Origin of the sequence: Caballeronia sordidicola (assembly GCF_002220365.1) — a bacterium.
GTDB classification, from domain to species: Bacteria; Pseudomonadota; Gammaproteobacteria; order Burkholderiales; family Burkholderiaceae; genus Caballeronia; species Caballeronia sordidicola_C.
Window position 1 is genome coordinate 1 of the sequence record NZ_MTHB01000304.1, and the last position, 12,015, is coordinate 12,015.

At 61.3% G+C, this 12,015-nt stretch carries 13 protein-coding genes; 7 read left to right on the forward strand and 6 right to left on the reverse strand.

All coding sequences use genetic code 11. The features are described from left to right. Both BSU04_RS44015 and BSU04_RS44020 read right to left on the reverse strand, forming a co-directional pair. A partial coding sequence (locus BSU04_RS44015) for a Clp protease N-terminal domain-containing protein (protein ID WP_144021551.1) occupies positions 1-1,352 on the reverse strand: 1,352 nt, incomplete at its 3' end. 353 nt (positions 1,353-1,705) lie between these two features. After that, positions 1,706-2,197 carry an Rrf2 family transcriptional regulator gene (locus BSU04_RS44020; protein ID WP_089166442.1) on the reverse strand — a complete coding sequence of 164 codons (492 nt, stop codon included), beginning with the start codon at positions 2,195-2,197 and terminating at the stop codon, positions 1,706-1,708. A 655-nt stretch (positions 2,198-2,852) separates the two neighbouring features. Here BSU04_RS44020 and BSU04_RS44025 point away from each other — a divergent pair. Further along, a complete protein-coding gene (locus tag BSU04_RS44025) occupies positions 2,853-3,452 on the forward strand; it encodes a group III truncated hemoglobin (RefSeq protein ID WP_089166443.1) in 600 nt (199 codons plus the stop codon). 174 nt (positions 3,453-3,626) lie between these two features. On the opposite strand, the gene moaE is transcribed toward BSU04_RS44025, so the two are convergent. The 3 genes from moaE to BSU04_RS44045 are packed head-to-tail and all read right to left on the reverse strand — an operon-like array spanning position 3,627 to position 5,639. After that, complete coding sequence (gene moaE, locus BSU04_RS44035; RefSeq protein ID WP_089166445.1) at positions 3,627-4,106, reverse strand: molybdopterin synthase catalytic subunit MoaE; 480 nt, start codon at positions 4,104-4,106, stop codon at positions 3,627-3,629. 1 nt (position 4,107) lies between these two features. Beyond that, positions 4,108-4,365, reverse strand: coding sequence for a molybdopterin converting factor subunit 1 (gene moaD, locus BSU04_RS44040; protein WP_089166446.1), 258 nt, complete (start codon positions 4,363-4,365; stop codon positions 4,108-4,110). An 8-nt stretch (positions 4,366-4,373) separates the two neighbouring features. Continuing rightward, entirely contained in the window at positions 4,374-5,639 is a 1,266-nt protein-coding gene (locus tag BSU04_RS44045; protein WP_089166447.1) for a molybdopterin molybdotransferase MoeA, read from the reverse strand. Between the two features lie 297 nt (positions 5,640-5,936). On the opposite strand from BSU04_RS44045, the gene BSU04_RS44050 reads away from it, so the two are divergent. The 6 genes from BSU04_RS44050 to BSU04_RS44075 all read left to right on the forward strand — a co-directional run bounded on the left by BSU04_RS44050 (position 5,937) and on the right by BSU04_RS44075 (position 11,196). After that, the gene (locus BSU04_RS44050) at positions 5,937-6,482 is read left to right on the forward strand and encodes an NUDIX hydrolase (protein WP_089166448.1); all 546 of its coding nucleotides are present in this window, start codon (positions 5,937-5,939) and stop codon (positions 6,480-6,482) included. Positions 6,483-6,496: 14 nt separating this feature from the next. Then, the gene (gene aat, locus BSU04_RS44055) at positions 6,497-7,246 is read left to right on the forward strand and encodes a leucyl/phenylalanyl-tRNA--protein transferase (protein ID WP_089166449.1); all 750 of its coding nucleotides are present in this window, start codon (positions 6,497-6,499) and stop codon (positions 7,244-7,246) included. A 203-nt stretch (positions 7,247-7,449) separates the two neighbouring features. Next, positions 7,450-8,331 (forward strand): arginyltransferase, encoded by an 882-nt coding sequence (locus BSU04_RS44060; protein ID WP_089166450.1) that lies wholly within the window; start codon positions 7,450-7,452, stop codon positions 8,329-8,331. Between the two features lie 137 nt (positions 8,332-8,468). After that, positions 8,469-9,509, forward strand: a complete 1,041-nt coding sequence (locus tag BSU04_RS44065; RefSeq protein ID WP_089166451.1) for a quinone-dependent dihydroorotate dehydrogenase — start codon at positions 8,469-8,471, stop codon at positions 9,507-9,509. Between the two features lie 131 nt (positions 9,510-9,640). Then, the gene (locus tag BSU04_RS44070; protein WP_089166452.1) at positions 9,641-10,432 is read left to right on the forward strand and encodes a cystine ABC transporter substrate-binding protein; all 792 of its coding nucleotides are present in this window, start codon (positions 9,641-9,643) and stop codon (positions 10,430-10,432) included. A gap of 104 nt (positions 10,433-10,536) precedes the next feature. Next, complete coding sequence (locus tag BSU04_RS44075; protein WP_089166453.1) at positions 10,537-11,196, forward strand: amino acid ABC transporter permease; 660 nt, start codon at positions 10,537-10,539, stop codon at positions 11,194-11,196. Between the two features lie 36 nt (positions 11,197-11,232). Here the strand turns inward: BSU04_RS44075 and lepB are convergent, their stop codons facing one another. After that, positions 11,233-11,940 carry a signal peptidase I gene (gene lepB, locus BSU04_RS44080; RefSeq protein WP_089166454.1) on the reverse strand — a complete coding sequence of 236 codons (708 nt, stop codon included), beginning with the start codon at positions 11,938-11,940 and terminating at the stop codon, positions 11,233-11,235. Between the last annotated feature and the right edge of the window lie 75 nt (positions 11,941-12,015).

Genomic DNA, 12,015 nt, shown 5'->3' on the forward strand with positions numbered 1-12,015 from the left:
AGCCGCACGATTTCCTCCTCGATCAACTGCAGGCGCTTCTGCGATGCCTCGTCCTTTTCCTTCTTGACCGCTTCGCGCTCGATCTTCAACTGGATCAACCGACGATCGAGCCGGTCCATCTCTTCGGGCTTCGAATCGATTTCCATCTTGACCCTGGACGCTGCTTCGTCGATCAGGTCGATGGCTTTATCGGGGAGAAAACGGTCCGTGATATAGCGATGCGACAATTCCGCCGCCGCGACGATCGCCGGATCGGTGATTTCCACGCCGTGATGCAGTTCGTACCTTTCCTTCAGGCCGCGCAGGATCGCGATGGTCGCTTCCACCGACGGTTCATCGACCAGCACCTTCTGGAACCGGCGCTCGAGCGCTGCATCCTTTTCGATGTACTTGCGATATTCGTCAAGCGTCGTCGCGCCGATGCAATGCAGCTCGCCGCGTGAGAGCGCCGGCTTCAGCATGTTGCCCGCGTCCATGGCGCCTTCGGCTTTACCTGCACCGACCATGGTATGAATTTCATCGATGAAAACGATGGTCTGGCCTTCGTCCTTGGCAATGTCGCTGAGCACGGATTTGAGCCGCTCTTCGAATTCACCGCGATACTTGGCGCCGGCCAGCAACGCGGCCATGTCGAGCGACAGCACGCGCTTGCTCTTGAGCGATTCCGGCACTTCGCCGTTCACGATCCGCTGCGCGAGACCTTCCACAATCGCCGTCTTGCCCACGCCCGGCTCACCAATCAGCACCGGATTGTTCTTCGTCCGGCGTTGCAGGATCTGGATTGATCGGCGAATTTCATCGTCACGGCCGATCACCGGGTCGAGCTTGCCGGCGCGCGCGCGCTCGGTCAGGTCAACCGTGTATTTCTTCAGCGCGCCGCGCTGGCTTTCGGCGTCCTGGCTATTCACCTGGCCGCCGCCGCGGACCGAATTGATCGCCGCTTCGAGCGCCTTGCGCGTCAAACCATGCTGCTTCGCGATACGACCGGCTTCGCCCTTGTCATCGGCGATGGCGAGCAGGTACATCTCGCTCGCGATAAACGTGTCGTTGAGCTTTTGCGCCTCTTTGTCGGCGCTGTTCAGCAAGCCGGCGAGATCGCGGCTGACCTGGACGTTGCCGTCCGTGCCCTGGACTTGCGGCAGACGCGTCATGGCGTCCTTGAGCGCGGTTTGCAGCGCCTGGACCTGCACCCCCGCCTGCGACAGCAGCGAGCGCGCCGAACCGTCCTGCTGCGCAATCAACGCGGAAAGCAGGTGAACCGGTTCGATATATTGATTGTCATTGCCGACGGCGAGACTCTGCGCGTCGGCCAGTGCTTCCTGGAACTTCGTGGTTAGCTTGTCGATTCTCATATTGAGACCTCCAAATCGGGATGTGTTCAAAATGAGGCGTGATCCGGCACTTTCAAGCGCTCCGCTGCCCAAAAGCCGCACTTTTTCTGCGAAATGCCGATTGACGCGCTTGATGGTGCCGAGCGGTTGATAGTGGTTGGGGAGCGCTCCCGGTGCTCAAAAACGTCGAGTCGGTAGCCACAACGTACGTTGGCGTCCGTCGAACGTGGGCGTCATGGGAGCATTGTGATCGGATCGGGACGGCGGCGCACTGATCCAGGTCTAAAAACCGGCAAGGGCGGCGCCGGAAATAAGCGTGCGTCAGGAGGGGTAGTCAGTTACTTCTGTTGCTTCAGCTACTTAAGGCAGCTCAGTCAGCCATGTCCAGCGATTCGACCGATGCCCGCCGCTGCCGGCATGAATCGAACGATGCCGAGCAAGCCCGCGAGCTCGTCAGCCGGCGACGCCAGATCGCCGATCGTATGCTGGTCGAGTTCCGCGAGGAACGCATCGCGCGCGGCGGCGAACACCCCCCGCAGACGGCAATGCGACTGGATCACGCAATGCCGGTGGGCCTCGCTGTCATCGGCGAAACAGCCGACTATCGAAAAATCGTTCTCGGTCTTGCGCACGACCTCGCCGATGCTCAGCAACGGTGTACGAGGATCGAGCCTCAGTCCACCGTTACGGCCGCGTACGGTTTCGACCCAGCCCAGCTCCCCGAGCCGCTGCACCACCTTCATGAGATGGTTCTTGGAGATTCCGTAGGCGTCGGAGATCTCCTGGATGGTCGACAGCCCCTCGGGCCGGACGGCCAGATAGAGCATGACGCGCAACGAGTAGTCGGTGTAATCGGTCAGTCGCATGGGTATTCGCGTAGTTCGCGTAATCAGTCGCATCAGCCGATCGCGTGGTCACGTCGGTCCGCAGCGTAGTAATAACGTCAATCAGCTTCAATCGCACGGATACAGGGTACGGCGTCAGGCGGCACAGATAGTCAGGTTTGCTCGACCTGAACGAGACCGTGCGTGCCTGACCCAATCCGTTCGTCCGTCCGCCCGATCGCCGGGCAACGCGGGCACCATGGCCGCAACCGCTGCGGCCAGCCGCCGCGTGCGCCATCCACTGTGTCACGATAAAACGTCAATTATCATGGAAGCAGTCAGCCGGACGTCAATCAAACATCATTTTGCTCATTTGCCGCGCGTACCGGTCGAACTTATCGGCGTACCTTGTTGGCGAAGCTTGTTTTCGTAACTTATTTTTGTAACTTCTTTATCCGCCAGAAATTTTCTGGCCCCATTTACGGATGGCTCGTTTTACGGTGCCGGCTTCATGAGCCTGCTTTTATGCATCAATTAGCCGATAGCTCCGTAGTTTATTCTGTTTCCGTCAAATACCCACCGTACGAGGCATCTTACTCATACCCGGCGGGTCGGAATGGCGTTCACCTATTCAAAGCCACTATCAGCGTTTTACCAGCCAGACTAAATCCCTCACTGAATCCTGTCATCGAATCTTATGAGCAAGCCCCTGATTGAGCCCTCCAGCAAGCCGAACTCGCTACCGACGCCACTCGTACGCATCGCGGAACCCGACGAAACGAATATCCGGGAACTGGTCGACGCGTTCTACCGGCGTGTGGACGATGACCTGCTGCTTGGTCCGATCTTCGCCCGCGAACTTGCCGGGCGCTGGGACGTGCATTTGGCGAAAATGACAACGTTCTGGTCGAGCCTCGTGCTTAAAACGAAGGGATATAGGGGCAACGTTCAAGAGGCGCACCGGCCTCTCGGCGATATTGAACCCCAGCGTTTCGCCCGCTGGCTCACGCTTTTCCTCGATACCGTCGACACCCGCTACGAGCCCGCCGCGGCCGTGCAGTTCATGGAGCCGGCGCTGCGCATTGCGCAAAGCCTGCAACTGAGCAAATTCGGCTGGGACTATGCCATTCCGGATGCACAGCTCGCTTTGATGGCGTCGCTCAAGCGACTGCGCACAGGCCGCAGCGAGACTGAATCCTCAACGGAGTTACCTGACCGGAGCCACGTCGAACCCTTTCCGGTCAAGCTATCGGGCGTTGAAAACACCGAACTACGCGACCAATCAGGTGACGCATAAGCGCGGCTTGCCGGTCCGCCTGCCAGACACCCAAACAGAGCGCCGGCCGCGACTGGTTGCGGTGCCAGTTGCGGTGCCAGTTGCGGTGCCAGTTGCGGTGCCAGTTGCGGTGCCAGTTGCGGTGCCAGTTGCGGTGCCAGTTGCTGCCAGTTGCTGCCAGTTGCTGCCAGTTGCTTAAGCCCCCGCGCTTTTGGGAGGCTCCAGATCCCATCGTGTCAGCGCGGCGGCGTCGGATTCACGAGCATCGACCCATTTCTCGCCGTGTTCTGTCTTTTCCTTCTTCCAGAACGGCGCCTGCGTTTTCAGATAATCCATCACGAACGCACACGATTCGAACGCTTGCGCCCGGTGCATGGCAGTTGTCACAACCAGCACGATCTGGTCGAGCGGCAAGAGTTTTCCCACGCGATGCACGATCAACACATCCGAACCCGGCCAGCGTTCTCGAGCCTGCGCAGCGATTGCCTCCAGTGCCTTTTCGGTCATGCCGGGATAATGTTCCAACTCCATTGCCTGAACCGTTTGGCCCTCGTTCAGATCCCGCACCGTGCCGACGAAACACGCCACCGCGCCCACCTTGGGATTGTCGGCGCGCAACGCGGCCACTTCCGTACTGAGGTCGAAGTCGGCTTCCTGCACGCGTACTCGGGTCATCTCAGCCTCCCGTGACTGGCGGGAAGAAAGCGACTTCGCAACCTTCCGTAATGCGTCGAGCCGGATCCGTCATTTCGTGGTTGCACGCCATGCGCAATGAGCGGCCCTCGGCAAGCGTTTGCGCCCATGCACCGCCGCGCATGCGCAGCCAAGCCCGCACGTCGCCGACGGTGGACACGCCGTCCGGCACATCCACGCTCTCGTTCGCCACGCCGAGCGCTTCGCGCACGCCTGCAAAAAACCTCAATTCGACTTTCATGATTGCCTTCAACGCATCAGTTCTGAAAACGGGATGAAACGCACGGTTTCGCCGGCCTGGATAGCGTGATTTGGCGGGTTATCGATCAGACCGTCGCCCCAGACTGTGGACGTCAACACAGCCGAGCTTTGATTCCCGAACACCTCCAGACCACCGGCTTCGTTCACCTGGGCACGCAGGAATTCGTTGCGCCGGTCACCCTTTTTCTGCGTGAAATCAGCGCGCATGGCGTACGCGCGTGGCTCAACCGCTTCGACGCCCGCCAGCCGCAGGATGAACGGCCGCACGAACAGCAGGAACGTGCAGAAGCTGGAGACCGGATTCCCAGGCAACCCGATGAAATACGACTCGCCGCTGTTCTGATCGGCCGGCTCGCGCCGCACCGCGCCGAACGCGAGCGGCTTGCCGGGTTTCATCGCGATCTGCCACATGGAAATGCGCCCCTCGGCTTCCACCGCCGGTTTCACATGATCTTCCTCGCCAACCGATACGCCCCCGCACGTGAGGATCAGGTCGTGATCACGCGCCGCCCGCCGCAGGGTTTCGCGGGTTGCGTCCAGACGATCCGGCACGATACCGAGGTCGGTCACGTCGCAACCCAGCTTCGAGAGCAACGCACGCAGCGTGAAACGATTCGAGTTGTAGATCGCACCGGGGCGCAACGGCTCGCCGGGCATGGTGAGTTCGTCACCCGTAAAAAACACCGCCACGCGCACTTTGCGCACCACTTCGAGAGCAGCGCTTCCCACCGATGCCGCGAGCCCCAGCGCCTGCGGCGTAAGCCGCGAACCGGCGGGCAGAATCACGGAGTCGCGACGGATATCAGCGCCTTGCCGGGTGATCCATTCGCCCTCCGGCGGCACGTGCGAGAAGGTCGCGCCGGCGTTGTCGGCGCGAACCATTTCCTGCATCACGACGGTGTCCGCGCCCGGCGGCACGGTGGCCCCGGTAAAGATGCGCGCGACCGTGCCGGCAACCAGCGGCTCGGCCGTTTGGCCAGCCGGCACACGCTGCGACACGGGCAGCGTCACGGCGCTCGCATCAGACGCACCGGCGAGATCCGCGGCCCGCACCGCGTAGCCGTCCATGGCACTGGTGCGCATGGGCGGGACGTCGAGCGGCGACACGACCGCTGTGGCAAGCACGCGCCCGAGCGCTTCGAAGGTATCGACGGTTTGTGCGCCGTCCACCCGGCGCGCGGCCGCAAGCAAGGTAGCGAGTGCGTCAGCGGTGGACAGCAATGGCGGGCGTGGAGCGGCGGGCGTGGTGGACATCGTCGGGATTCGTATTGGCCGTGGAACGGTGAACGGGTGAAATGGGCAGCGCTAAAAGCGTTGCATCCGAAGCACTTATTGTAGCGAGAAGCCGGCCGCTAGCGTCCCCCGCTTGCGCCCGATCCGGGCTCATCGGCCATCCGGACAAGTGCGGGACATGACGCACGCGTGGCGCCCCCCGTGGCGCACCCGGCCACGCACCCCGGCTGCGCGACGCCTTTTTTTGACTGGTGCCCCCGCTGCCGCGGGCACCAAGCTCGGTGATACACTCGCACGACACTTTCAGACTTCTCCCCTATGAAATTCTGTTCCGTCTGCGGCCACGAGGTCGGCCTGAGCATTCCGCCTGGCGACAACCGCGAGCGCTATGTCTGCGGTAATTGCGGCACGGTGCATTATCAGAATCCGCGCAACGTGGTCGGGACCGTGCCGGTCTGGGACGACAAGGTGCTGCTGTGCCGGCGCGCGATCGAACCGCGCTACGGCTACTGGACTTTGCCCGCGGGTTTCATGGAGATGGATGAAACCACCAGCGAAGGCGCCGCGCGCGAAACGCTCGAGGAAGCCGGCGCACGCGTCGAAATCCAGAGCCTCTTCACGCTGCTGAACGTGCCGCACGTGCATCAGGTGCATCTCTTCTACCTGGCACGGCTGCTGGATCTCGACATTGACGCAGGCGAGGAAAGTCTAGAAGTTAAGCTCTTCGACGAGAGCGAAATCCCCTGGGACGAAATTGCCTTCCCGACGGTCGGGCAGACGCTGCGCTTCTTTTTTGCCGACCGCGCCGCCGGCAACTACGCGCTGCATACCGGCGACATCTTCCGCTCACTGCGCGAAGGCTGAGCGCCCCCCGGATCATGGTTCCATGGCTCGCCTCCGACGATCCGTTCCCCCCCGTCGAGCGCGCGCTAGGCGAGGCGAGCGGTGCGCCCGGATTACTCGCGGCCAGCGCTGAATTGCAGAGCAGCCGCCTCGTGGATGCGTATCAGCGCGGCATTTTCCCGTGGTATTCCGATGGCCAGCCGGTGCTCTGGTGGAGTCCCGATCCGCGCATGGTGCTGATTCCCGACGAATTCAAAGTCTCCGATTCGCTGCGTAAAACGCTGCGGCGTGTGTTACGCGAAGCGTCGTGGGAAATTCGCGTGGACGAAGATTTCGCCAGCGTGATGCGTGCCTGTGCCCAGACGCCGCGCGAAGGCCAGCGCGGCACCTGGATCACGGCGGATATCGTGCAAGCGTATTCCTCGCTGCATCGCGAAGGACGGGCGCACAGCATTGAAACGTGGTTCGAGGGCAAGCGCGTGGGCGGTCTTTATGGCGTGTCGTTCGGGCGCATGTTTTTCGGCGAATCGATGTTCGCGCATCGCACCGATGCCTCGAAAATCGCGCTCGCGGCGCTCATAGGACACTTGCGTCACCATAAAATAGAGATGATAGACTGCCAGCAGAATACGTCGCATCTGGCGTCGCTGGGCGGCCGGGAGATCTCCCGCAAGGCATTTGTGAGACATCTGCGCGGGGCGGTCGGCGAGCCGCCGGTCCCTTGGCAGTTTGACAAATACGCGCTGCTCGAGACGCTTCGCCCCCCCGTGTTGCCGCCTGAATGAGCGAGGCCGGTTTTGAACGAGGCGCGAGGTGCGGCACCCCAGCCGATGCATCCTTTAATATTCGCGAACGAATCCAGAATCATCGAATGTGATGTACAGCAGGCAAGATAGCGACACAACCGAGGTTTTCCGCCCTGCATCGAACCACTGCGGCACGGTTGGGTCGGTAAGCAAGATAGACGCTTAGAACGAGAGCTGCCAACGTGACTCACCCCAATGAGCTGCCGCTTTCACCGCTTTCGGCGTTGCAATTCTATGCAACGGCGCCGTACCCCTGCAGCTATCTGGATGGACGCATTGCGCGCTCCCAGGTGGCAACGCCCAGTCACCTGATCAACTCCGACGTCTACACCGAACTCGTCAGAGCGGGTTTCCGGCGCTCCGGGGTCTTCACCTATCGCCCGTATTGCGACGGCTGCCGCGCCTGTGTGCCGGTGCGCGTGGCCATCGACCACTTCAAGCCGAACCGCACCCAGCGGCGCGTCTGGAAGCAGCATGGCGGGCTGGTGGCGAGCGTCGCGCCGCTTCACTACGACGAAGAGCATTACGCGCTCTATATGCGCTATCAGTCGGCGCGGCACGCGGGCGGCGGCATGGATCGCGACAGCCGCGACCAGTACGAGCAATTTTTGCTGCAAAGCCGGATCAACTCGCGCCTGGTGGAATTCCGCGAGCCGGTGCGCGCCCGCCATCCCGCCGACCCCGGTAACCTCGAGGCAAGCCTGCCTGGCAATCTCACCGACGATCCGGCTGAGCCCGGCACGCTGCGCATGATCAGCATGATCGACATCCTCGGAGACGGACTTTCGTCGGTTTATACGTTTTTCGAGCCCGGCCTGCCGCACACCAGCTTCGGCACTTACAACATCCTGTGGCAGATCGAGCAGGCGCGCAGCCTGGATTTGCCTCACGTCTATCTTGGTTACTGGATTCGTGAGAGCGACAAAATGGCCTACAAGGCCAATTTTCGGCCGCTGGAGGGCTTGATCGACGGCCACTGGGGCTTACTCGATCCCCTTACCATGCACTCCGCCGGAACGCCGCCCATGCCCGGCAAAATGCCAACGGACAAGCCGCGGCGCTAAGGGCCAACAGTGGGCCGCCGGCCCTGTTCGCGGCCCTGTTCGCGGCCCTTTTCATCTGCTTGTCATCACTTTTCGGCGTGCCTCCTCAAAGCCGTTAAAATGGCGCGTCTCAATTTACGCCGCTCCGGCCTCTCCTCGTGCTCAGCTCCCTCTACCCGCTCGCCCGCGCGCAACTTTTTCGCATGGATGCGGAAGACGCCCATCACCTGACGCTGCGCATGCTGGGCGCCGCCGGCCGCACCGGCCTGGCCGGCATGCTCGCCGAGCGCGCCGCCGATTCGCCGCGTACCGTCATGGGCCTGAGCTTTCGCAATCCGGTCGGACTCGCGGCGGGGCTGGACAAAGACGGTGCCTGTATCGACGGACTGGCGTCGCTCGGGTTTGGATTTATCGAAGTGGGAACGGTCACGCCGCGCGCGCAGCCCGGTAACCCGCGCCCGCGCATGTTTCGCCTGCCCGGCGCACAGGCCCTGATCAACCGGCTTGGTTTCAATAACCGCGGAGTCGACCAGTTCGTCGAGAACGTCCAGGCCGCGCGCTATCGCGGCGTGCTGGGGCTGAACATTGGCAAGAATGCCGATACCCCCATAGAACGCGCCGCCGAAGATTATTTGTATTGCCTCGAGCGTGTCTACCCGTTCGCGAGCTACGTGACGATCAACATCTCGTCGCCGAATACGAAAAACCTGCGCCAGTTGCAAGGTGCGGGCGAACTCGACGCGCTACTCGGCGCGCTGAAGGACAAACAACAACGGCTCTCCGACATGCACGGCAAGCTGGTGCCCCTCGCACTGAAGATCGCCCCCGATCTCGACGACGAGCAGGTCAAGGAGATTGCCGCCACCTTACTGCGCCACAAGATTGATGGCGTGATCGCGACCAACACCACGCTGTCGCGCACCGCTGTGGCGGACATGAAACACGGCGACGAAGCCGGTGGTTTGTCGGGCAAGCCGGTTTTCGAAGCATCGAATGCGGTGATCCGCAAGTTGCGCGCGGAACTGGGCAGCGAGGTGCCGATCATCGGCGTGGGCGGCATCATGTCGGGCGACGACGCGCGCGAGAAACTCGCAGCGGGTGCATCGCTCGTGCAGATCTACACCGGCCTGATCTATCGCGGCCCGGCGCTCGTGACAGAATGCGTCGAAGCGCTGGCCGGTACCAGTGCCGCTGCATGATTGGGTCTCCCCTTTTCGCAACGCCAGGGCTCATACCCACATGAGCAAACGATCTGAAGACGGCATTGCATTTTAGCTATCATCGCCGCACTTCAGATCTCTGACAAAAACCAGGACAAAGGCAAACACTCATGAAACTCTCTCTCTTCAAGAAAGTGCTCGTGGCAGGCTTGATCGGCGCATCGCTCTCGGCCGTCGCCCACGCGGCAGACCTGCTGGATTCGGTCAAGCAACGCGGTACGTTGCGCATTGGCCTCGAAGGTACGTTCCCCCCGTTCAACTCGAAGACGCCACAAGGTGAACTCGTAGGCTTCGACGTGGATATCGCGAAAGCGGTTGCCGCGAAGCTCGGCGTGAAGCCGGAGTTCGTGACGACAGAATGGAGCGGGATCATCGCCGGCTTGCAAGCTGACAAGTTCGATGTGATCGTGAATCAGGTCGGCATTACCGATGCCCGCAAGCAGACGCTCGATTTCTCGCCTGCCTACACGTATTCGAATGCGCAACTGATCCAGCGCAAGGACGACACGCGGGACTTCAAGACGCTTGAAGACCTCAAGGGCAAGAAGCTTGGCGTGGGTCTGGGCACGAACTACATGGACATGGCGAAGGCCGTGCCGGGTATCGATGTGAAGACGTACCCGGGCGCGCCCGAGTATTTGCGCGATCTCGCTTCGAACCGTCTGGACGCTGCGTTGAACGACCGCCTGATGCTTGCATACCTGATGAAGAATTCGCAGTTGCCGCTGCGCACGGGCGCGAATGTGGGCCCGGGCAATCCGTCGGGGATTCCGTTCAAGAAGGGCAATCCGAAGTTCGAGAAAGCCATTGATGACGCGATGACCCAGCTTGAAGCCGATGGCACGTTCACGAAGATCTCGGACAAGTGGTTCGGTATCGACGTAACGAAGCCGGCGAAGTAAACCCCGGACCCTCATCAAGCGTTCGGCATCGGGGCGGCTTCTCAAGAGATGCCGCCCTTTGCATTTGATGCCCGCCTCCGACGTCACGCCTACCCTATTCCCTCATGTCCACGACATCCCTGCTCGTTCAATCCATCCCGGCCCTCGCACAAGGCGCCGTCCTGACGATCAAGTTCGCGGTCTATTCGATGTTCTTCGGCCTGATCGCGGGCACGATACTCGCGATGATGGGCATCAGCCGAAGCCGCACGATGGTCGGCATAGGGCGCGCTTATGTGAGCGTGATGCGCGGTACGCCGCTGCTGGTGCAGATCTTCGTGATCTATTACGGACTGCCGAGTCTGGGCATTTCGCTTGATCCTACGCCGGCAGGGGTGATCGCGTTGTCGGCGAATGTAGCGGCTTATCTTTCCGAAAGCATGCGCGGCGCCATTCTCGGGATCCAGAGTGGGCAGTGGCTGGCAGCTTTTAGCTTGGGTTTGTCGAGGATGCAGACGCTGCGGTATGTGATTGGTCCGCAGGCACTGCGGATTGCGGTGCCCAGCCTTTCGAATAGCCTGATTAGCTTGATCAAGGATACGTCGCTGGTGTCCGTGATTACGGTTACCGAATTGCTACGGAGTGCGCAGGAAGTGATCGCCGCGACGTACCAGCCTTTGCCGCTGTATCTTGCTGCTGCGGTAGTGTATTGGGTGCTGTGCAGCGTGCTGGAATTCGTGCAGCGGCTGTTTGAACGCAGGTTGGCATTGCCGGGACGGCATTAGGAAAGGGGTCCTGAGGGCAGCGACCCGGCCGCGCCCTCAGGACTTGTCCACCGGCGTAAGCGTCGCATCCTCGTCCAGCCTGGCCCCGAACCTGTCCATCCGCGGCATATGATGCCGGTCCGGATCAAGTGAATACGCCACCCGCCGAGCCCGTCCCATCAACTCGCTGCGTGGGAAAAATCCAAAATACCGCGAGTCCGCGCTGTCGTCGCGGTTGTCCCCCAGCATCAGATACTCGCCCTTGGGGACCGTCACCGGCCCGAACGAACGCCGCGGACTGGGCGCCAGCACCGACAACCTCACCACATGCGTAACATGCCCGAGCTTCTCGTCGAGATACTCGCCGGGCGAAGACGTATCGCCCTCCACGCCCGTGATATCGACCGGCTGATAACCCGCCCGCTTGCCATCGATATACAGCACGTTGTCGCGCATGGCGACCACATCGCCAGGCACCCCGATCAGCCGCTTGACGATCAACTCATGTGCCGCCGATGAATCCACCGTCACAATGTCCCCACGCTGTGGATCATGCAGGTGTGCAATCGCGATGTGCGTGAACGGAATACGCAAGTCGTACGCCATCTTGTCGACAACAATCCGGTCACCCTCGCGAATGGTCGGCAGCATGGAACCGCTAGGCACCACATTCCAATCGGCGATGGCGCTGCGAAACAGCGCCATCAGCACCAGAAACGCGATCAGGTTTCGATTTTCGCGCCAGAGTCGGGGTAACAGTCGCATGGTGGAGAATGCCGGCGGATGAGGACGACGCAGCTTAACGTCCAAACCTGAAATGACGCTTAAATAAAATCGATT

Coding starts and splice junctions, on each gene's coding strand:
- BSU04_RS44020 (WP_089166442.1), bottom strand. CDS start 2,197: ATGCGACTGACCGATTACACCGACTACTCGTTGCGCGTCATGCTCTAT.
- BSU04_RS44025 (WP_089166443.1), top strand. CDS start 2,853: ATGAGCAAGCCCCTGATTGAGCCCTCCAGCAAGCCGAACTCGCTACCG.
- moaE (WP_089166445.1), bottom strand. CDS start 4,106: ATGACCCGAGTACGCGTGCAGGAAGCCGACTTCGACCTCAGTACGGAA.
- moaD (WP_089166446.1), bottom strand. CDS start 4,365: ATGAAAGTCGAATTGAGGTTTTTTGCAGGCGTGCGCGAAGCGCTCGGC.
- BSU04_RS44045 (WP_089166447.1), bottom strand. CDS start 5,639: ATGTCCACCACGCCCGCCGCTCCACGCCCGCCATTGCTGTCCACCGCT.
- BSU04_RS44050 (WP_089166448.1), top strand. CDS start 5,937: ATGAAATTCTGTTCCGTCTGCGGCCACGAGGTCGGCCTGAGCATTCCG.
- aat (WP_089166449.1), top strand. CDS start 6,497: ATGGTTCCATGGCTCGCCTCCGACGATCCGTTCCCCCCCGTCGAGCGC.
- BSU04_RS44070 (WP_089166452.1), top strand. CDS start 9,641: ATGAAACTCTCTCTCTTCAAGAAAGTGCTCGTGGCAGGCTTGATCGGC.
- BSU04_RS44075 (WP_089166453.1), top strand. CDS start 10,537: ATGTCCACGACATCCCTGCTCGTTCAATCCATCCCGGCCCTCGCACAA.
- lepB (WP_089166454.1), bottom strand. CDS start 11,940: ATGCGACTGTTACCCCGACTCTGGCGCGAAAATCGAAACCTGATCGCG.